16 protein-coding genes and 2 pseudogenes are annotated in these 20,069 nt (G+C 60.7%); 17 read left to right on the top strand and 1 reads right to left on the bottom strand.

Annotated elements, in window-relative coordinates; translation table 11 throughout:
- The first annotated feature begins 27 nt into the window (after nt 1-27).
- From AC3IUA_RS07010 to AC3IUA_RS06975, 8 genes and pseudogenes are all read left to right on the top strand, one after another.
- Entirely contained in the window at nt 28-492 is a 465-nt protein-coding gene (locus AC3IUA_RS07010; protein ID WP_489362259.1) for a methylglyoxal synthase, read from the top strand.
- 79 nt (nt 493-571) lie between these two features.
- Entirely contained in the window at nt 572-1,087 is a 516-nt protein-coding gene (locus AC3IUA_RS07005; RefSeq protein ID WP_489359735.1) for an RNA polymerase sigma factor, read from the top strand.
- Nucleotides 1,088-1,217: 130 nt separating this feature from the next.
- Nucleotides 1,218-2,186: a FecR family protein gene (locus AC3IUA_RS07000; protein ID WP_489359734.1), complete on the top strand. Its 969-nt coding sequence runs from the start codon at nt 1,218-1,220 to the stop codon at nt 2,184-2,186.
- A gap of 119 nt (nt 2,187-2,305) precedes the next feature.
- Nucleotides 2,306-4,012 (top strand): TonB-dependent receptor plug domain-containing protein, encoded by a 1,707-nt coding sequence (locus tag AC3IUA_RS06995; RefSeq protein ID WP_489359733.1) that lies wholly within the window; start codon nt 2,306-2,308, stop codon nt 4,010-4,012.
- Between the two features lie 127 nt (nt 4,013-4,139).
- On the top strand, nt 4,140-4,535 hold the full coding sequence (locus AC3IUA_RS06990) for a YbaN family protein (protein ID WP_489359732.1): 396 nt from the start codon (nt 4,140-4,142) through the stop codon (nt 4,533-4,535).
- A gap of 331 nt (nt 4,536-4,866) precedes the next feature.
- Nucleotides 4,867-6,147: pseudogene (locus AC3IUA_RS06985) on the top strand (methyl-accepting chemotaxis protein); the annotation flags it as partial.
- 102 nt (nt 6,148-6,249) lie between these two features.
- Complete coding sequence (locus AC3IUA_RS06980) at nt 6,250-7,005, top strand: methyl-accepting chemotaxis protein (protein ID WP_489362257.1); 756 nt, start codon at nt 6,250-6,252, stop codon at nt 7,003-7,005.
- Nucleotides 7,006-7,130: 125 nt separating this feature from the next.
- On the top strand, nt 7,131-8,483 hold the full coding sequence (locus AC3IUA_RS06975) for a CoA transferase (RefSeq protein ID WP_489359731.1): 1,353 nt from the start codon (nt 7,131-7,133) through the stop codon (nt 8,481-8,483).
- A 69-nt stretch (nt 8,484-8,552) separates the two neighbouring features.
- Here the strand turns inward: AC3IUA_RS06975 and AC3IUA_RS06970 are convergent, their stop codons facing one another.
- Nucleotides 8,553-9,431 carry a DNA-3-methyladenine glycosylase family protein gene (locus AC3IUA_RS06970; RefSeq protein ID WP_489359730.1) on the bottom strand — a complete coding sequence of 293 codons (879 nt, stop codon included), beginning with the start codon at nt 9,429-9,431 and terminating at the stop codon, nt 8,553-8,555.
- A gap of 67 nt (nt 9,432-9,498) precedes the next feature.
- Between AC3IUA_RS06970 and AC3IUA_RS06965 the strand changes: the two are divergent.
- The 9 genes and pseudogenes from AC3IUA_RS06965 to AC3IUA_RS06925 form a co-directional block, all read left to right on the top strand.
- Nucleotides 9,499-9,714: pseudogene (locus AC3IUA_RS06965) on the top strand (carbamate kinase); the annotation flags it as partial.
- A gap of 60 nt (nt 9,715-9,774) precedes the next feature.
- The gene (locus AC3IUA_RS06960; RefSeq protein WP_489359729.1) at nt 9,775-10,134 is read left to right on the top strand and encodes a DUF5064 family protein; all 360 of its coding nucleotides are present in this window, start codon (nt 9,775-9,777) and stop codon (nt 10,132-10,134) included.
- A gap of 193 nt (nt 10,135-10,327) precedes the next feature.
- Nucleotides 10,328-11,836: a sigma-54-dependent transcriptional regulator gene (locus tag AC3IUA_RS06955; RefSeq protein ID WP_489359728.1), complete on the top strand. Its 1,509-nt coding sequence runs from the start codon at nt 10,328-10,330 to the stop codon at nt 11,834-11,836.
- Between the two features lie 740 nt (nt 11,837-12,576).
- The gene (gene gcvH, locus AC3IUA_RS06950) at nt 12,577-12,960 is read left to right on the top strand and encodes a glycine cleavage system protein GcvH (RefSeq protein ID WP_150645416.1); all 384 of its coding nucleotides are present in this window, start codon (nt 12,577-12,579) and stop codon (nt 12,958-12,960) included.
- Nucleotides 12,961-12,970: 10 nt separating this feature from the next.
- A complete protein-coding gene (gcvP, locus tag AC3IUA_RS06945) occupies nt 12,971-15,832 on the top strand; it encodes an aminomethyl-transferring glycine dehydrogenase (RefSeq protein WP_489359727.1) in 2,862 nt (953 codons plus the stop codon).
- Nucleotides 15,833-15,984: 152 nt separating this feature from the next.
- On the top strand, nt 15,985-17,361 hold the full coding sequence (locus AC3IUA_RS06940) for an L-serine ammonia-lyase (protein ID WP_489359726.1): 1,377 nt from the start codon (nt 15,985-15,987) through the stop codon (nt 17,359-17,361).
- Between the two features lie 42 nt (nt 17,362-17,403).
- Nucleotides 17,404-18,528, top strand: a complete 1,125-nt coding sequence (gene gcvT / locus AC3IUA_RS06935) for a glycine cleavage system aminomethyltransferase GcvT (RefSeq protein WP_489359725.1) — start codon at nt 17,404-17,406, stop codon at nt 18,526-18,528.
- A 399-nt stretch (nt 18,529-18,927) separates the two neighbouring features.
- The gene (locus AC3IUA_RS06930) at nt 18,928-19,140 is read left to right on the top strand and encodes a cold-shock protein (RefSeq protein ID WP_003175786.1); all 213 of its coding nucleotides are present in this window, start codon (nt 18,928-18,930) and stop codon (nt 19,138-19,140) included.
- A gap of 96 nt (nt 19,141-19,236) precedes the next feature.
- Nucleotides 19,237-19,725 carry an RDD family protein gene (locus AC3IUA_RS06925; protein WP_489359724.1) on the top strand — a complete coding sequence of 163 codons (489 nt, stop codon included), beginning with the start codon at nt 19,237-19,239 and terminating at the stop codon, nt 19,723-19,725.
- Nucleotides 19,726-20,069: the final 344 nt, after the last annotated feature.

The following is a 20,069-nucleotide window of genomic DNA, read 5'->3' as shown; positions in this document are numbered from 1 at the left end:
GGCGGATCCCCTGTGGAACAACAACCGATGATCGGTATCAGCTTCACCCGGAAAACCATGGCGGCGCGCAAGCGCATCGCCCTGGTCGCCCATGACCACTGCAAGGTGTTTCTACTGGACTGGGCCGAACGGCAAAAGGACAAACTCGCCCAGCACGAGCTGGTTGCCACCGGCACCACCGGCCTGCTGCTGAGCAAACGTCTGGGGCTGCCCGTCGAGAGCATGATCAGCGGCCCGTTGGGTGGCGATCAGCAACTCGGCGCACGGATCGCCGAGCAGCGGGTCGATATGCTGGTGTTTTTCTGGGACCCCTTCGAGCCACAGCCACACGACCCGGACATCAAGGCATTGCTGCGGGTCGCGGCGGTCTGGAACATCCCGGTGGCCTGCAATGAATGCAGCGCCGATTACCTGCTCAGCAGTCCGCTGATGGACCAGGCGCACGCGTACCGGATTCCCGATTACGAGGCTTATCTGATGAGTCGCAAATAATTCCTTCACAAAGTAGTACTTGACCACTTGCGCAGATGATAAGCATTATCATTCGCTGAAAAATGGATCAGGTCCTACTGTGAGTCAATCGCGCTTCAACCATGTCTTCCTCGCTCAACGAGTCTCTCTACTGCGCACGCTGGAGCGGATGGTCAACAACCACAGCACCGCCGAGGACCTCCTGCAGGAAACCTATTTGCGCGTGACCCGAGCCCTCAGCGAGCGAGCCATCGATCATCTGGAGCCCTTCGTTTTTCAAACCGCCCGCAACCTGGCCCTGGATCATCTGCGCTCGCGGCGGATCCAGGCCCGGACCCTGCTCGAAGACGTTCCGCTGGACGTGTTGCAGAGCGTCGCCGCGCCCCTGAGCAGCGCCGAGGATGCCGCCCACGCCGAACAGTTGCTCGAACGCTTGAACATCAGCCTCGGCCAACTCAGTCCCCGTCAGCAGCAGATTTTCATCCTCAGCCGCCTGCACGGACACAGCTACCTGGAAATCGCCGAGCAGCTCGGCGTGTCCCTGAGTACCGTGCAGAAAGAACTGAAACTGATCATGGCGATCTGCGTCGGCGTCGCCGAACGCTTAAATCACTGATCAACCTGTAGGACTATTCCTTGATACAGCTTCCACCTCTCTGTCAGACAGTACAGTTTGTTACCCTTAGTCCTCTTTTCAGCTATCTCTCTAAAAAGCAGCGGTGCACAGACACTGCCGAGGAACACCCGTGACGGACACCAACCAATACCGCCCGCCAGTCATGGCGCAGGACACCTCCAGCGACAACGCCATGGACCAGGCGCTGGATTGGCTGGTGGTGCTGGAAAGTCCGAACGAGGCACAGACCCGGCAGTTCCGCGACTGGCTCGCGGCCTCGCCGCTGAACGCCGAGGCCTTTACCAGGGCCCAGGCTATCTGGGACGGTCCGCAAGTGGCGCAGTGCGCGCAAACTCTGAGCGCGAAGCAAAAAATATCGCTGATTTCACGCCTGCGCCCACACTGGAAACCGCTGGCCACCGCGGCGGCATTGCTGCTCGGGCTGTTCAGTTTCAGCAACCTGCCCATGCGTTTGCAAGCCGACCACCTGACCGTGGTCGGTGAGCGCCAGCGCCTGCAGTTGGAGGATGGTTCCCAGGTGTTGCTCAACACCAACTCGGCGTTCTCCAGCACCATCAACGACCAGCAGCGCGTCGCCCGGCTGTATCAGGGCGAGGCGTTTTTCGAAGTGCCGGCCAATCGTGACCGGCCGCTGGAAATCGCTGCCGGCCCGGTCCGGGCCAGCGTGCGCGACACCGCATTCGCCGTGCGTTATCTGGATGGCGTGGCTCAAGTCAGGGTCCAGCGCGGTGACGTCGATCTACAGACAACCCATGACGATGCGCGAGTCCGCCTCTCCGCAGGGGAAAGCATTCGTATCGGCCCGAACGGCTTTGATCGACCGGCCAGGCTCGATCCCGTCAAGGATCTGGCCTGGGTCGAGGGCCGATTGGTATTCGAAAATTGCCCGCTGAGCCAAGTGCTGGCCGAACTGCGCCGCTATTACCCGGGCTGGATCGTCAACACCAACGAACAGCTGGCCGATGTCGCGGTGACCGGCAACTACCGCCTCGATCAGCCACTGGATGTGGTTCGCTCCCTGGCCCATATCACTTCCGCCAGGCTGCAGGAATTCCCGGCGCTGGTGATTCTCAACTAATCGACATTATTTTTACTCGATAGCCATCGGTAGAACGTCTCGTTATAGCCAATGCAATTGATTCGCATTTTTAATGCGAGTCTGCACCTATAAGATTCGTGCGACACGGAGCGCTATCGATGTCCTCTCGCCTCAACAGCCGATCCCCCTCACCTTCTGCGCGCCTGCAAAACTGTGCGCTGTCGTTGCTGACCGCCGCCATCCTGCTGGCTGGCGCGCAAGCCACACCGGTCCTGGCCGCCACCGCCACCGGCCAACCGACCCGCAACATGAGCGACTACAACTTCACCATTGTTCAACAGCCACTGGTATCGGCATTGAATGCCTTTACCACGGTCACTGGTTGGCAAGTCGGGCTGCCGGCAGAACTCGCCGAAGGCGTCGAGTCGCCAGGCGTACGCGGTTCGCTGTCGCCGGAAAAAGCCTTGGAGCGCCTGTTGCTGGGGACCCACCTGAGCTATCGCAAACTGGGTGATAACAACATTGTGCTGGAACGGCGCAGCGGCGGCGCGCTGGCTCTGCAACAGGTGACCATCAGCGCCACTCGTCAGGCGCAGGACGTGACCAGCGTGCCGAGCACCGTCACCGTTCACGACCGCCAGGAGTTGGACCGGCAGAACGTCAACAGCATCAAGGAACTGGTGCGCTACGAACCGGGTGTCTCGGTCGGTGGGGCCGGCACCCGGGGAGGCATCAGCGGCTACAACATTCGCGGCATCGATGGCAACCGGATTCTAACCCAGGTCGACGGCGTCGAGATTCCCAACGATTTTTTCAACGGCCCGTATGCCAAGACCCAGCGTAACTACGTCGACCCGGAAATCATCAAGCGCGTGGAAATTCTCCGTGGCCCGGCCTCGGTGCTCTACGGCAGCAACGCCATCGGCGGCGCGGTGAGTTATTTCACCCTCGACCCGGACGACATCATCAAGCCCGGTGAGGATGTCGGCGCGCGCCTGAAGACCGGCTACAGCTCTGCCGACGAAAGCTGGCTGAAGTCCGGCACCGTCGCCGGCCGCGTCGAGCAGTTCGACGGCCTGCTGCATTTCAGCCAGCGCGACGGTCACGAAACCGACTCCTTCGGCAACAACAACGGCACCGGCCTGGACCGCACCGCCGCCAACCCGGAAGACGTGCGCACCACCAACGTGCTGGCCAAACTGGGCTGGAACTACGGCGACGACGCACGCTTGGGCCTGACCTACGAGAAGTACAAGGATGACCGCGATACCAACCAGAAAAGTGCCGTGGGTGGTCCGTTCGATGCTGGCCAGCCACTGGGCATGTACCGTTCGCGGACCGGCAACGACACCATTACCCGTGAGCGTTTCGGCCTGGAAAACAGCTTCGCCCTGGATACTGCGGTGGCCGATCACCTCAAATGGAGCCTGAACTACCAGATCGCCAAGACCGACCAGAGCACCCTGGAAAACTATTTCCCAGTCATCCGCAATGTGATGCGCTCGCGCGACACGCTCTATGAAGAACGGCAGTGGGTGCTCGACGCGCAGCTAGGCGCCGTGAAGTCTCCAACCAAAGCCGAAGCCCTGGGTTGGCTGTTCGTGTCCGAAGGTTCGAAACTCGGTGCTGCGTTCCTGATCAAGCGTGCTGTCGGCCTGGGGCTGAGCGAAACCTTCGGCGCTCGCCACCTCGGCGAACCGGCTGGTGGTCGCGCTGAAGGCTGGAAAAGCTTCGTCAAAACCCTCGACGGGCTGGAATTCAGCGCACAAGAAGAAGCCGAAGTGGAAAAAGCTGCCATCGACGCGTTCAACCGCTTCACCGTGTTACTGGAACAGGCGTATGCCATAACTCCGGAACTCGCCTGAAAATACCGATCTGTGGGGGCGAGCTTGCTCGTGATGCGGTCTGACATTTGGCATCGTTGTTGAATATCAAGCCCGCTCCCACAGGGTACGTGTATAACCGCAAGCCTTACGACCCATCATGAGCCCCATGCCTCACCTCCCCTCCTCCAGACTCGCCCGCTTTCTCTTCGGCCTGCTGGCCTACGCCAGCCTGGGTATTGGTCTGATTGCCATTGTCGTGCCGGGCCTGCCGACCACCGAATTCATCCTGTTGGCCGCCTGGGCCGCAACCAAGAGTTCGCCACGCCTGAGTGCCTGGCTGGAAAACCATCGGCTGTTCGGACCGATCCTCTGCAACTGGCGCAACGGAAAAATCATCGCTCGTCGAGCCAAGCTCAGCGCCACCGTCAGCATGCTGCTATGCGCCGGCCTGATGCTGTTCATGCTCGACCATGGCTGGCCGGTCTACCTGGCCATTACCGGCATGAGCCTGGGCAATCTGTGGATCTGGTCGCGGCCGGAACCGTTGCAGCACACTTCCTGACAGCCCCAGGCCAGCGCTACTGCCCCCCAGGCGTCTGCATTCCAGATCGCAGCCCAATCGTTAAAAATAATATACAAACCCTTTCAGACAAACGCCCGTCCCAGAGCCTAGCAAGACCTTAACGCAGAACGAAACCGCGTAAAAACCAGAAAAACGCGACATCTCCCTCTCGATTTTCGTCAATTATTTATGACAGACTGCCTGCCGCTCGTCGGCCTGCTCTCATACATGCACCCTGCGAGCCGGTGCTCCGGAGATGGCGCTAAATGGATTTGGCCACTCGAGTCATCCGACTCATTGCTCATTCCTTGTCCATTAGCGAGATCGCCCCATGTTCGACGCTCTGTCCATTCGCCTGAAAATCGTACTGTTGTCCGGACTGTGCCTGTTCGGCGTGGTGGGCCTGATTGTCGGCATGAACCTCTACCAGACCCACCAGAACGATTGGCTGATCAGCGCCTCCAGCACCAAAATGCTCACTGGAAGCGTCGAAACTTTGCTCCAGGCCAAGGCCGCCGAGCAAGCGGTACGGGTGGAGAAGACGTTTGGTGAAAGCCTGCTGGTGGTGACTGCCCTCGCCGATCAGATCAACGACCTGCGGATCATGGCCGGCAAGCGTTCGCTGGAATCCTCGGCGCTGCGCGAAGAACTCAACCAGAGCCTGAAAACTGCCTTCGAGCGCAACAGCAAACTGCTGGGGATCTGGCTCGCCTTCGAACCCAATGGCCTCGACGGCAAGGACAGTGAATTCGCCAACGATGCGGCTCGCGCCTCCAACGAGGTCGGGCGTTTCGCCAGTTACTGGAGTCGCGCCGGCGGCACCGGGATGAACACGATCATGGTCGAAGACGACATGACCAAAACCACCCTCAGCCTCAGCGGCACCCCGTACAACAGCTGGTACACCTGCCCACGGGACAGCAAGCGCACTTGTCTGCTGGATCCCTACGCCGACACTGTCGGTAACAAAGAAATGCTGATGACCACCATTTCCGTGCCCTTGCTGGTCAATGGCAAGGCCATCGGCGCAGTCGGCGTGGATATCGCCCTCGACTCGCTGCAAGCCGCCGCCAAGGATTCCCGGCGCGAGTTGTTCGATGGCGCCGGACATATGCTGATCGTCTCCGGTAGCGGCGTACTCGCCGGTTACAGCGCCGACGCCGGCAACGTCGGTAAAAGCATCGGCGAAACCCTTGGCGCGGATGGCAAGGACGTCCTGCAACTGCTGAGCAGCAACACCCCGAAAATCCTCAAACAGGGCGACTTGATTCGCGCCGTTTACCCGGTCAGGCCGATTGCCGACGCCAAAGCCTGGGGCGTGGTGATCGACTTGCCGCAGCAGGTGTTGCTCGCCGATTCGCTGAAGCTGCAAGCAGTGCTCGACGACGCGCGAGCGAGCGGTACGGTCAATACCTTGCTGGTCACCGTCGGTGCCGGCCTGCTCGGGCTGCTGCTGATCTGGCTTACCGCATCGGGTGTCACCCGGCCGATCAACAGCGTGGCGCAAATGTTCAAGGCGATTGCCAGCGGCGACGGTGACCTGACCCAGCGCCTGCACTACAGCAAGCAAGATGAGCTGGGCGAACTGGTCAACTGGTTCAATCGCTTCCTCGACAAGCTGCAACCGACCATCGCGCACATCAAGCAAAGCATCACCGAAGCCCGCGGCACCGCCGATCAGTCCTCGGAAATAGCTCGCCAGACCAGCGATGGCATGCAGTTGCAGTTTCGCGAAATCGATCAGGTCGCCACCGCCTCCAACGAAATGAGCACCACCGCCCAGGACGTCGCCAATAGTGCCTCGAATGCCGCCAACGCGGCCAAAGATGCCGATCAATCGGTCAGGGACGGGATGTCGATCATCGAGCGCAGTACCCGCGACATCAATCGACTGGCCGAAGAAGTCAGTAAAGCGGTGACCGAAGTCGAAGCCCTGGCCGTCAATAGTGAGCAGATCGGTTCGGTGCTGGAAGTGATCCGCAGCATCGCCGAGCAAACCAACCTGCTGGCGCTGAACGCAGCGATCGAAGCGGCGCGCGCCGGGGAAAGCGGTCGCGGTTTTGCCGTGGTCGCCGACGAAGTGCGCAACCTGGCCAAACGTACCCAGGACTCGGTGGAAGAAATCCGCCGGGTGATCGAACGCATTCAAACCGGCACCCGCGGCGTGGTCGCGAGCATGCATTCGAGCCAGATCCAGGCCCACAGCAATGCCGGACAAATCCAGCAAGCGGTGCAGGCGCTGGGCAAGATCAGCGATGCGGTGACGGTGATCAGCGACATGAATCTGCACATCGCCAGCGCCGCCGAACAGCAAAGCGCCGTGGCCGAAGAGGTCAACCGCAACGTTTCGGCGATCCGCACCGTAACCGAAACCCTGACCGAACAAGCCACAGAATCGGCGCAAATCAGCAACCAGTTGAATGCCCTGGCAACTCAGCAAATGAAATTGATGGATCAGTTTCGGGTTTGACCCAAAAAGATCACCGCCTTCGTAGGAGCTGCCGAAGGCTGCGATCTTTTGATCTTCTGATCTTTTGATCTTCTGATCTTTTGATCTTCTGATCTATGCTGCCCTCTCTTCCCGGAGGGCCTTCGATGACCGATTTCCTGACGTCCATTCAAACCGCACTCGGCTTGCCCCACACCCCCATTCAATTCGCCTCCAGTGGCGACCTGCCCTCGGCCTTTGCCGTCACCGATCTGGCCAGCGCCAGCATCGCCGTCGCCGGCCAGGCCATCAGCGAGCTCTTGCATCAGCAAACCGGCCGCTTGCCCGGCCTTGAAGTCGACCGGCGGCTGGCATCCTTCTGGTTCGCCACCTCGATCCGCCCCCAAGGCTGGTGCGTGCCGCCGTTGTGGGATCCGGTTGCCGGCGACTACGCAACGAAAGACGGCTGGATCCGCCTGCACACCAACGCCCCTCATCACCGCGCCGCTGCCGAAGCCGTACTCGGCCAGTGTGCCGACCGCGCAGCGATGGCGACCAAGGTGGGGCAATGGGCCAAGAGTGATCTGGAACAGGCGGTCATCGACGCTGGCGGTTGCGCGGCCCAAATGCGTTCGTGGGAACAGTGGCAGGCCCATCCCCAGGGGATGGCGGTCAACGCCGAACCGCTGATACATTTCGCCGCCAACGCCAGCCAGAACGCGAAGCCATGGCAGGGCTCGGTGGCGCAACCGCTGGCTGGAATCAAGGTACTGGATTTGACCCGGGTCCTCGCCGGCCCGATTGCCAGCCGCTTCCTCGCCGGGCTCGGCGCCGATGTGCTGCGCGTCGATCCGCCAGACTGGAACGAGCCGGGCGTGGTCCCCGAAGTCACGCTGGGCAAACGTTGCACCCGGCTGAACCTGCATGACCCTGCTGATCGCGGGGTGTTTGAAGCGCTGCTCAAAGACGCCGATATCCTGCTTCACGGCTACCGGGCCGACGCGCTGGAACGTCTCGGTTACGGACAGATTGAACGGCAGAGCATCGCTCCCGGATTGATCGATGTCTGCCTCAACGCCTATGGCTGGAGCGGCCCATGGCAGAACCGCCGCGGGTTTGACAGCCTGGTGCAGATGAGCAGCGGGATTGCCGACGCAGGCAGGCACTGGAAAAAAACCGACAAACCCACGCCGCTACCGGTCCAGGCGCTGGACCATGGCACGGGCTACCTGATGGCCGCGAGTGCGATTCGGGCGCTGACAGAGCGCTTGAAAAGCGGCCAAGGGAGTTCGGCACGCCTGTCACTGGCACGGACCGCGAAGTTGTTGGTCGAGCATGCTCAGGTTGGTATGCAGGAGCCTTTGCGGGCAGAGGATGCAGAGGATCAGGGGTTGTTGGTCGAGCAGACTTCATGGGGGCCGGCGCATCGCTTGCAAGTGCCATTGAAGATTGCCGGCACTCCATTGCAATGGACAATTGCGGCCGGGGAATTGGGTTCCCATCGGCCGCAGTGGTGGTGACCTGCAGAGAGCTATCGCGAGCAAGCTCGCGATGACGGCCTGACAGCCAGCACCACCCCCGGAACTGTCTCAGTCCGAACGGCTCAACGAAGTCCAAAGCTGCTGCGCCGCATACGCCCGCCACGGTCGCCAGGCCTCCGCTCTCTGCAACAACTGGCGGGCGGTAACCGGCCCACCCTCAAGCGCCGCCAGGGCATTGATCAATCCCACATCCCCTGAAGGAAACGCATCCACCTCACGCATCTGGCGGATGGCAATGTACTGCGCCGTCCAGTCACCGACGCCGTGCAGTTCCAGCAACCGCGTCATGCCTTCCTTCAGATTCGCTTTCGGTTCGAACAACAAGGGGTCATCCAGCAACGCCTGCGCTACCCCGGACAAGGTCCTGCCACGGCTTTTGGGCATGCCCAGGGTCGCCAGACCGGCCCCGGCCAATACCGCCGGCTCAGGAAAGACATGGGTCAATCCCGGCAGTTGCGGATCCGCTGCGCGCAACGGCTCTCCATACTGCGCCACTAACTTGCCCGCCAGTCCGATGGCCGCGCCCACGGTGATCTGCTGCCCCAACACCGCGCGGATCGCCAACTCGAAACCATCCCAGGTACCCGGCACCCGCAGTCCTGGACGCGCAGCCGTCAACCGGGCCATCAACGGGTCCACCGCCAGTTGCTGATTGATCGTATGCGGATCCGCCGCCAGATCGAACATCCGCTGCAAGCGCGCCAGAATCTGCGGTAATGAGGCCGGATCGGCAAAACGCACCGTCACCGCCAGCGCATCTGCGGTTCCCGGGCCAACGCCAAGCACTCCGTGCATACCCTTGAAGCTGATACTGCGCCAATACACGCCATCGACCACCGTCTCCAGCCCGGCAATCGCCCGCGCCGACAAGAAACCCAGCATCGCCGGCCAGTCATAGGGTGGTCGATATTCCAGCAGCAGCCTCACAGCGACAGCCTGCCACTGGACAAACCGCGGACCGACGAAAAAACCATATACCCCCCCGATTATTGGACCCACGGCCAAAGCGATCAGCGCGCCGAGTGGAAGCTTTTGCGCTGGTGGTGACAGTCTTGGCTCCATGGGACCCAAGGTCCAGCCCGCCTGCGAGTTCGCCCGCAACACTGGAAAATTCGTGGTGATCGGTTCACTCTCGGACATCGAAGTGATCGTCCAGGGCAAGGCCGGCACCCGTATCAGCACGGCGAAACCTGGCACTACTTACCAATAAAACCCTCGGGGCAGGATCCTCGCCTGCCCCACTTCAATGCCCTTTGAAGGAGAGACGCCTATGGCCACGTTCGAACCCGGTCACCTGCATTTCGAGCGCCACGCGCTCAACAAGGATGACTACAGCTACAACCTGCGCATTGACTATGAAGTCACTCAGGATCCGAAGGAAGGCAAAGGCATGCTCTTTACGTTGCACGGCAGCATCGAGGGCAAGGACATGAAGGAAGAGTTCTTCCTGCCCAAGGATCAGGCGTTCGACTTTGCTCGCCATGCCACCCGCATCGCACAAAAATACGGCATGCCCAAGAGCGCCAGCATCGTCTCGATGCACAAATACTACGACGAGATGTTCGAGGACGTGCGCAAGCAACTCGATGTCAAATCCGGGGATCCGGTGAAGCCGGAGCATTTGGAATAGCGTTTTACCCTCGAAACTTGAAAAGATCGCAGCCTTCGGCAGCGCCTACAGGGGAACGCGCTCGGCGTAGGAGCTGGCAAAGGGGCCGCGTTCGGACGATCTTTTGGGGCTATCTCCGTTTACCGATTTCACCTCACCCCCTCCTCCAAGGCATACTTGCCACCCTCCGCACTCCAGAATCAAAAACCGCCCCATGCGTATCCACGTCAGTTTCATCGACCGCGTCGGCATTACCCAGGAAGTCCTGGCGCTGCTGGGTGGACGTAATCTCAATCTGGATGCGGTGGAGATGGCTCCGCCCAATGTCTATATCGATGCCCCGACCTTGAGCCCGCAGGTGCTGGACGAATTGCGCGATGCACTGTTCAGCGTGCACGGTGTACAGGCAGTCAGGGTAGTCGACATCCTTCCCGGTCAGCGCCGTCATCTGCAACTCGATGCATTGCTCGCGGCGATGACCGACCCGGTGCTGGCCCTGGACAGCGCCGGTAAAGTCCTGCTGGCCAATCCGGCGCTGATTGCCTTGTATGGCCGTGAGCCGGCTGGCGAGAGCGTCGCCGAACTGTTTGCCGATCCGGCGCTGCTGGATACCTTGCTCGAGTACGGATTCCGCTTGCCATTGCGCGAAATCACCGTCAACGGTCAGACCCTGCTGCTCGATGCCACGCCAATCACCGACGCCGGCGCCTTGCTGACGCTGTACCAGCCCAACCGCATTGGTGAACGCCTGTCGGCGCTGCACCATGACCACGCCGAAGGCTTCGATGCGCTGCTCGGCGAGTCCCCGGCAATTCGCACCCTCAAGGCTCGCGCGCAACGGGTTGCAACCCTCGACGCGCCGCTGTTGATCCAGGGTGAGACCGGCACCGGCAAGGAGTTGGTGGCCCGCGCCTGTCACGCCGCCAGTGCTCGCCACAGCTCACCGTTTCTCGCACTGAACTGCGCGGCGCTGCCGGAAAATCTCGCCGAAAGTGAGCTGTTCGGCTACGCCCCCGGCGCCTTCACCGGTGCCCAGCGTGGCGGCAAGCCGGGATTGATGGAGCTGGCCAACCAGGGCACGGTATTCCTCGATGAAATCGGCGAGATGTCGCCGTACCTGCAAGCCAAGCTCCTGCGCTTTCTCAACGACGGCAGCTTCAGGCGCGTGGGCGGTGACCGCGAGATCAAGGTCAACGTGCGGATCCTCAGCGCGACCCATCGCGACCTGGAAAAAATGGTCAGCGAAGGCAGCTTCCGTGAAGACCTGTTCTACCGCTTGAACGTGCTCAACGTCGAAGTCCCGCCGCTGCGCGAACGCGGCCAGGACATCCTGCTGCTGGCGCGGTACTTCATGCAGCAGGCCTGCGCACAGATCCAGCGCCCGGTCTGTCGCCTGGCCCCGGGAACCTATCCGGCGTTGTTGGGCAACCGTTGGCCGGGCAACGTGAGGCAATTGCAGAACGTGATCTTCCGCGCCGCGGCGATTTGCGAAAGCAGCCTGGTGGACATTGGCGACCTCGACATTGCCGGCACCTCGGTGGCGCGTCAGAGCGACAGCGAAGTCGACAGCCTGGAACAGGCCGTGGAAGAGTTCGAGAAAACCCTGCTGGAAAAACTCTACGTCAACTACCCCTCGACCCGACAACTGGCCAGCCGCCTGCAAACCTCCCACACCGCCATCGCCCATCGATTGCGCAAGTACGGGATTCCGGGGAAGACCTGATCACCCACCTGCAATTTTTGACTCGGCTATTGCGGTGCTCCGGGAACTCACAATCCCCGCCGTACGCTCACCCCCGTAGGAGCTGCCGCAGGCTGCGATCTTTTGATCTTGCCTTTGCAGCGCCCCCCCGAAAAGATCGCAGCCTGGCGGCAGCTCCTACGCGCCGACCGGGTACACCCGCTATGCGTCACACCCCCCCCCGTAGGAGCTGCCGCAGGCTGCGATCTTTTGATCTTGCCTTTGCGGCGCCCCCGAAAAGATCGCAGCCTGGCGGCAGCTCCTACGCGCCGACCGGGTACACCCGCTATGCATCACACACCCCCCCGTAGGAGCTGCCGCAGGCTGCGATCTTTTGATCTTGCCTTTGCGGCGCCCCCGAAAAGATCGCAGCCTGCGGCAGCTCCTACGGGCCGGGTTTTCAGTTCGAGAACATCGAACTTGTTTTCTGAAAGCGACCTCCACCTGTACCGAAAGCGCTACAGCGGAATGATATCGCTACACACCTCGGTAAGAGCCGCTATGCAAGGCTTTGATCCTGATAGGCTTTTTTCTTCGCCTCAAGCTGTAGCGATTTCGCTACAGCCATCGGATTAATTCAGCCGGACAAAACACCTAAGCCATTGATTTATAACAAATAAAAAACATTGGCCGCGATATTGCTTGGTAATGCCCATTCAGCTCGGCCCTGCACGAGCATTTCAATCGCGTCCACCAGACGAATCTGGCCCCGAGGAGTTTCCATGAGCGAGTTGCGTTTTACTGAAGATCACGAATGGCTGCGCACCGAAGCCGATGGCAGCGTCACCGTTGGCATCACGGCTTTCGCGCAGAATGCGCTGGGAGATGTGGTTTTCGTGCAACTGCCAGAACTGCAGACCTACGACAAAGGTGCCGAAGCCGCGACCGTTGAATCAGTAAAAGCTGCCAGCGGCGTGTATATGCCGTTGGACGGTGAAGTGGTAGAGACCAATCCAGCGCTCGATAGCAGCCCTGAACTGGTCAACGAAGACCCTCTGGGCGAAGGCTGGTTCTTCCGTTTCATCCCCGCAGACGCCAGCGCTGTCGGCCAACTGCTCGATCAAGACGCCTACGACCGTCTGATCAAAGCCAACGCCGAAGCCTGAGGAACCTGTCATGTCCAGCACCATCAATCTGAGCACCGCCAACGAATTCATTGCGCGCCACATCGGCCCGCGCCAGGGTGATGAGCAAGCAATGCTCGCCACCCTCGGTTTCGACTCCCTGGAAGCCCTGAGCGCCAGCGTCATTCCGGACAGCATCAAAGGCACCAGCGTCCTCGACATGGACGATGGCCTGAGCGAAGCCGATGCCCTGGCCTCGATCAAAGCCATCGCCGCCAAGAACCAACTGTTCAAGACCTACATCGGCCAGGGTTACTACAACTGCCACACGCCATCGCCGATCCTGCGCAACCTGCTGGAAAACCCGGCCTGGTACACCGCCTACACCCCGTATCAGCCAGAGATTTCCCAAGGTCGCCTGGAAGCGTTGCTGAACTTCCAGACCCTGATCAGCGACCTGACCGGTCTGCCGATCGCCAACGCATCCCTGCTCGACGAAGCCACCGCCGCTGCCGAAGCCATGACCTTCTGCAAACGCCTGAGCAAGAACAAAGGCAGCCACGCCTTCTTCGCCTCCAGCCATTGCCACCCGCAAACCCTCGACGTCCTGCGCACCCGTGCCGAGCCTTTGGGCATCGACGTGGTGGTCGGCGACGAACGCGAACTGACCGACGTCAGTGCGTTCTTCGGTGCTTTGCTGCAATACCCGGCCAGTAACGGTGACCTGTTCGACTACCGCGAACTGACCGGACGCTTCCACGCCTCCAACGCACTGGTCGCGGTTGCCGCTGACCTGCTGGCCCTGACCGTGCTGACCCCACCGGGCGAGTTCGGCGCCGACGTGGCCATTGGCAGCGCCCAACGCTTCGGCGTGCCGCTGGGCTTCGGTGGTCCGCACGCGGCCTACTTCTCCACCCGCGATGCGTTCAAGCGCGACATGCCCGGCCGTCTGGTCGGCGTCTCGGTGGACCGTCACGGCAAGCCGGCATTGCGCCTGGCCATGCAGACCCGCGAGCAACATATCCGCCGTGAGAAGGCCACCAGCAACATCTGCACCGCCCAGGTTCTGCTGGCCAACATCGCCAGCATGTACGCCGTTTACCACGGCCCCAAAGGCCTGAAGCAGATCGCCAATCGCATCCATCATCTGACCGCGATCCTCGCCAAAGGCTTGAGCGATCTGGGTCTGGCGGTGGAGCAAGAGAACTTCTTCGACACCCTGACCCTGAACACCGGCAGCCAGACCGCCACCCTGCATGACAAGGCCCGCGCCCAGCGCATCAACCTGCGGGTGATCGATGGCGAGCGTCTCGGCGTGTCCCTCGACGAAACCACCAGCCAGGCCGACATCGAAACCTTGTGGAGCGTGCTCGCCGACGGCAAAGCGCTGCCGGACTTCGCTGCACTGGCCGCTGCTGTCGAGAGCCGTATCCCGGCGACCCTGGTGCGCCAATCGCCGATCCTCGGCCACCCGGTATTCAACCGTTATCACTCGGAAACCGAGCTGATGCGCTACCTGCGCAAGCTCGCCGACAAGGACCTGGCACTGGATCGCACCATGATCCCGCTAGGTTCGTGCACCATGAAACTCAATGCCGCCAGCGAGATGATCCCGGTGACCTGGGCCGAGTTCGGTGCCCTGCACCCGTTCGCCCCGGCCGAGCAGAGCGCCGGCTACCAGCAACTGACTGACGAACTGGAAGCGATGCTCTGCGCCGCGACCGGTTACGATGCGATTTCCCTGCAGCCGAATGCCGGTTCCCAGGGCGAATACGCTGGCCTGCTGGCGATCCGCGCTTACCACCAGAGCCGTGGCGATGACCGTCGCGATATCTGCCTGATCCCTTCGTCAGCCCACGGCACCAACCCGGCGACCGCCAACATGGCCGGTATGCGCGTGGTGGTCACCGCTTGCGACGCACGCGGCAACGTCGACATCGAAGACCTGCGCGCCAAAGCCATCGAGCACCGCGAACACCTCGCCGCGCTGATGATCACCTACCCGTCGACCCACGGCGTGTTCGAAGAAGGCATCCGCGAAATCTGCGGGATCATTCATGACAACGGCGGCCAGGTGTACATTGATGGCGCCAACATGAATGCCATGGTCGGCCTCTGCGCGCCGGGCAAGTTCGGCGGCGACGTGTCCCACCTGAACCTGCACAAGACCTTCTGCATCCCTCACGGCGGTGGCGGCCCGGGCGTCGGCCCGATTGGCGTGAAATCGCACCTGACCCCGTTCCTGCCGGGTCATGCCGCCATGGAACGCAAGGAAGGCGCAGTCTGCGCAGCACCGTTCGGCAGCGCGAGCATTCTGCCGATCACCTGGATGTACATTCGGATGATGGGTGGCGCGGGTCTCAAGCGTGCATCGCAGTTGGCGATCCTCAATGCCAATTACATTTCCCGTCGCCTCGAAGAGCACTACCCGGTGCTGTACACCGGCAGCAACGGCCTGGTGGCCCACGAATGCATCCTCGACCTGCGTCCGCTCAAGGACAGCAGCGGCATCAGTGTCGATGACGTGGCCAAGCGCCTGATCGATTTCGGTTTCCACGCCCCGACCATGTCCTTCCCGGTGGCCGGCACGCTGATGATCGAACCGACCGAAAGCGAATCCAAGGAAGAACTGGACCGCTTCTGTGAGGCGATGATCCGCATCCGCGAAGAAATTCGCGCAGTGGAAAGCGGCGCGCTGGACAAGGATGACAACCCGCTGAAAAACGCTCCGCACACAGCAACGGAAATCGTTGGCGAGTGGACTCATCCGTACAGCCGCGAGCAAGCCGTGTACCCAGTAGCCTCCTTGATCGAAGGCAAGTACTGGCCACCGGTCGGCCGGGTCGACAACGTGTTCGGCGATCGCAACCTGATCTGCGCCTGCCCGTCGATCGAAAGCTATCAGGACGCGTAAGAACTACGCTTAACCCTGTGTAGGAGCTACCGATAGGCTGCGATCTTTTTCTCGAGTTCATTTGAGTCTCAAGAAGATCAAAAGATCGCAGCCTGCGGCAGCTCCTACACAGGGGTTTGAGTCGACCATAATAAGAAACCGGAGAACCCAACATGTCCCTGAGCGTGTTCGACCTGTTCAAGATTGGCATCGGCCCCTCCAGCTCCCACACCGTCGGCCCGATGCGCGCCGCTGCGCGCTTCGTCGAAGGCCTGCGCCGTGAAGGGCTACTGCCTGCAACCACCTGCGTCAAAGTCGAGCTGTACGGCTCACTCGGCGCCACCGGCAAGGGCCACGGCAGCGACAAGGCCGTGCTTTTAGGGCTGGAAGGTGAACATCCGGACACCGTGGACACCGAGACCATCGCCGCCCGCCTGCAAGAGATTCGCGGCAGCGGACGCTTGAACCTGCTCGGTGAACACTCCATCGAATTCAATGAAAAACTCCACCTGGCGATGATCCGCAAGCCGCTGGCCTATCACCCCAATGGCATGATCTTTCGTGCCTTCGATGCCGCCGGTTTGCAGGTGCGCAGCCGCGAGTACTACTCGGTCGGCGGCGGCTTCGTAGTCGATGAAGATGCTGCGGGTGCTGATCGCATTGTCGAAGACGCCACACCGCTGACCTTCCCGTTCAAGAGCGCCAAGGACTTACTCGGCCATTGCAGCACCTACGGCCTGTCCATCAGTCAGGTGATGCTGACCAATGAGAGTGCCTGGCGTCCGGAAGCCGAGACCCGCGCCGGCCTGCTGAAAATCTGGCAAGTGATGCAGGACTGCGTCGCCGCCGGTTGCCGCAACGAAGGGATTCTGCCCGGTGGCCTGAAGGTCAAACGGCGGGCCGCGGCGCTGCATCGGCAATTGTGCAAGCACCCCGAAGCCGCCCTGCGCGATCCGCTCTCGGTACTCGACTGGGTCAACCTGTACGCCCTGGCAGTCAACGAAGAAAACGCCAACGGCGGGCGCGTGGTCACCGCGCCGACCAATGGCGCGGCGGGGATTATTCCTGCGGTTTTGCATTACTACATGCGCTTCATTCCCGGGGCCAATGAAGACGGCGTGGTGCGCTTTCTGCTCACCGCGGCAGCGATCGGCATTCTGTACAAGGAAAACGCCTCGATCTCCGGTGCTGAAGTCGGTTGTCAGGGCGAGGTCGGCGTCGCCTGCTCAATGGCCGCGGGGGCGCTCTGCGAAGTGCTTGGCGGCAGCGTGCAACAGGTCGAGAACGCCGCCGAAATCGGCATGGAACACAACCTCGGGCTGACTTGCGATCCGATTGGCGGCCTGGTCCAGGTACCGTGCATCGAACGCAACGCCATGGGTTCGGTGAAGGCCATCAATGCGGTGCGCATGGCCCTGCGCGGCGACGGTCAACACTACGTCTCCCTCGACAAGGTCATCCGGACCATGCGCCAGACCGGCGCCGATATGAAAAGTAAATACAAGGAAACCGCCCGCGGCGGTTTGGCGGTCAACATTATTGAGTGCTGATGCGAGCCTGGCTGCATCAGTGCATTTTTTCAGGAGCTGAACATGTCCACCGAACAACTGTTGAAAACCCCGTTGCACGCACTGCACATCGAACTCGGCGCCCGCATGGTGCCCTTCGCCGGCTATGACATGCCGGTTCAATACCCCCTGGGCGTGATGAAGGAACACCAGCACACCCGTGATCAGGCCGGGTTGTTCGATGTCTCGCACATGGGCCAGATCCGCCTGACCGGCGCCAATGCCGCCAAGGCCCTGGAGACTCTGGTGCCGGTAGACATCATCGATTTGCCAGTGGGCATGCAGCGCTATGCAATGTTCACCAATGAAACCGGCGGCATTCTCGATGACCTGATGGTCGCCAACCTGGGCAACGACGAACTGTTCCTGGTGGTCAACGCTGCCTGCAAGGACCAGGACCTGGCGCACCTGCGCAAGCACATCGGCGATCAGTGCGAGATTCAGCCACTGTTTGAAGAACGCGCCCTGCTCGCCCTGCAGGGCCCGGCAGCGGTAACAGTACTGGCACGCTTGGCGCCTGAAGTAACGAAGATGACCTTCATGCAGTTCGCCAGTGTGAAATTGCTGGGCGTGGACTGCTACGTCAGCCGTTCGGGCTACACCGGTGAAGACGGCTTCGAAATCTCCGTACCGGCCGCCAGCGCCGAAGCGCTGGCCCGCTCCTTGCTGGCCGAACCAGAGGTGGCGGCGATCGGTCTGGGGGCACGCGATTCCCTGCGCCTGGAAGCCGGTCTATGCCTTTACGGCCACGACATGAACACCGAGACCACACCGATCGAGGCCGGCCTGCTCTGGGCCATCTCCAAACCTCGTCGCGCCGAGGGTTCACGTGCAGGAGGTTTCCCGGGTGCAGAAACCGTATTCGCCCAGCAACAAGCTGGAGTGAGCCGCAAACGGGTCGGCCTGCTGCCTCAGGAACGCACACCGGTACGTGAAGGCGCGGAAATCGTCAATGAAGACGGCTCCGTGATCGGCACTGTTTGCAGCGGCGGCTTCGGGCCAACCTTGGGCGGCCCATTGGCCATGGGTTACCTCGATAGCCAATACTTGGCGCTCGACACACCCGTATGGGCGATTGTTCGCGGGAAAAAGGTGCCTATGAGTGTAAGCAAAATGCCATTTGTTCCGCAGCGCTACTATCGCGGCTGATTGACTGTTTCTATAAGTAACGCGATTGCGTCACAGTGCACTACTCTGTAACGCAACCGCCATGAAACAGTGCAGGTTTTGACTATAAGCTTCGATAATGAACTTGGCTTATAACGATCGAAAACAATTGAACAGCTCTATCGAATAAGCCGACAGGCCCGTATCGCAAACAGCACTACACCAGCAAAACCGGGGGCTGCGAAGGGCTTGTTTTTCCTCCCTTAGTTGGCGTAGAGTTTCTTCACTGTGTTTGCATGGGTCGCTTGAGAACCGTGACCTGGGCAGTAGCCAAAAGTTCGCTACAACCCGTTCTACGTCTCTTACTTCCTGCAACCAGCCCCAGTACTCTTTCACTAGAAGGAGGCTGTCATTAATTTTTTGCGTCAAAGGAAATAAGAAATGTCCCAACGTCAGAGCGGTACCGTCAAGTGGTTTAACGACGAAAAAGGTTTTGGTTTTATCACTCCAGAAAGCGGTCCGGATCTGTTCGTCCATTTCCGCGCTATTCAGGGCAACGGCTTCAAGAGCCTGAAAGAAGGCCAAAAGGTGACGTTCGTTGCCGTGCAAGGCCAAAAAGGCATGCAGGCTGACGAAGTACAAGCAGAAGCCTGATCCTGGCTGCAACAAAAAGCCTCTGATGCTGACATCAGGGGCTTTTTTGTGCGCGCAATTCCGTAAAATGGCTTCTTTTCTGCCGAGAGTCCCATCATGTCGAAACACCTGCTAAGCCCCCAGGGCGACTTCCCCGCCGCCGGCCTGGGCCGTCGCCTGGCAGCGATGTTCTACGACTTCCTGCTGTGCACTGCCCTTCTGATCGTCACGGGGGGCATCTACAAGATGGTGCAAATGGCGATCATCGGCGAAGAAAAAATGCGCGCCCTGACCGATGCCGGCGCACTGGATGGCGATCCATTGCTTTCAACGATCCTGCTGTTCGTTCTGTTCGGGTTCTTCGCCAAGTTCTGGACTTATTCGGGCCAGACCCTTGGCATGCAAGTCTGGTGCATCCGCGTACAGAACCCCGACGGTACGGCGATCAGCCTGTGGCAGGCACTGCTGCGCTTCGTCGTGGCCATCGCCTCGCTGCTGTGTGCGGGCCTGGGATTCATCTGGTCGTTGTTCGACAAACAGAAACGCAGCTGGCACGACATCTACTCAAACACCCAACTGGTGCGGATTCCGAAGAAGACCAAGTAAACCGCAGCATACGCAAAACCCGTAGGAGCTGCCGCAGGCTGCGATCTTTTGATCTTTGCAATGGCGCTGCCCGCAGAAAAGATCGCAGGCTGCGCCAGCTCCTACGCCGACCGCGTGCACCTGCAAATGGGGTAGAAATCTGCAATCCCCCCGTAGGAGCTGCCGCAGGCTGCGATCTTTTGATCATGCGATGGCGCTGCCCGCAGAAAAGATCGCAGGCTGCGCCAGCTCCTACGCCGACCGCGTGCACCTGCAATGGCGCAGGAGTCTGCAATCCCCCCGTAGGAGCTGCCGCAGGCTGCGATCTTTTGATCATGCGATGGCGCTGCCCGCAGAAAAGATCG

The organism is Pseudomonas sp. KH_050 (assembly GCF_057838875.1).
This window is presented reverse-complemented; position numbering and strand designations above follow the sequence as displayed.

What these genes read in the sequence shown, in the direction of transcription:
- AC3IUA_RS06955 (WP_489359728.1), top strand. Translation starts at nt 10,328, where the DNA reads ATGCGTATCCACGTCAGTTTCATCGACCGCGTCGGCATTACCCAGGAA.
- gcvP (WP_489359727.1), top strand. Translation starts at nt 12,971, where the DNA reads ATGTCCAGCACCATCAATCTGAGCACCGCCAACGAATTCATTGCGCGC.
- AC3IUA_RS06940 (WP_489359726.1), top strand. Translation starts at nt 15,985, where the DNA reads ATGTCCCTGAGCGTGTTCGACCTGTTCAAGATTGGCATCGGCCCCTCC.
- gcvT (WP_489359725.1), top strand. Translation starts at nt 17,404, where the DNA reads ATGTCCACCGAACAACTGTTGAAAACCCCGTTGCACGCACTGCACATC.
- AC3IUA_RS06990 (WP_489359732.1), top strand. Translation starts at nt 4,140, where the DNA reads ATGCCTCACCTCCCCTCCTCCAGACTCGCCCGCTTTCTCTTCGGCCTG.
- AC3IUA_RS06925 (WP_489359724.1), top strand. Translation starts at nt 19,237, where the DNA reads ATGTCGAAACACCTGCTAAGCCCCCAGGGCGACTTCCCCGCCGCCGGC.
- AC3IUA_RS06975 (WP_489359731.1), top strand. Translation starts at nt 7,131, where the DNA reads ATGACCGATTTCCTGACGTCCATTCAAACCGCACTCGGCTTGCCCCAC.
- AC3IUA_RS06930 (WP_003175786.1), top strand. Translation starts at nt 18,928, where the DNA reads ATGTCCCAACGTCAGAGCGGTACCGTCAAGTGGTTTAACGACGAAAAA.
- gcvH (WP_150645416.1), top strand. Translation starts at nt 12,577, where the DNA reads ATGAGCGAGTTGCGTTTTACTGAAGATCACGAATGGCTGCGCACCGAA.
- AC3IUA_RS06980 (WP_489362257.1), top strand. Translation starts at nt 6,250, where the DNA reads ATGCAGTTGCAGTTTCGCGAAATCGATCAGGTCGCCACCGCCTCCAAC.
- AC3IUA_RS06995 (WP_489359733.1), top strand. Translation starts at nt 2,306, where the DNA reads ATGTCCTCTCGCCTCAACAGCCGATCCCCCTCACCTTCTGCGCGCCTG.
- AC3IUA_RS06960 (WP_489359729.1), top strand. Translation starts at nt 9,775, where the DNA reads ATGGCCACGTTCGAACCCGGTCACCTGCATTTCGAGCGCCACGCGCTC.
- AC3IUA_RS07010 (WP_489362259.1), top strand. Translation starts at nt 28, where the DNA reads ATGATCGGTATCAGCTTCACCCGGAAAACCATGGCGGCGCGCAAGCGC.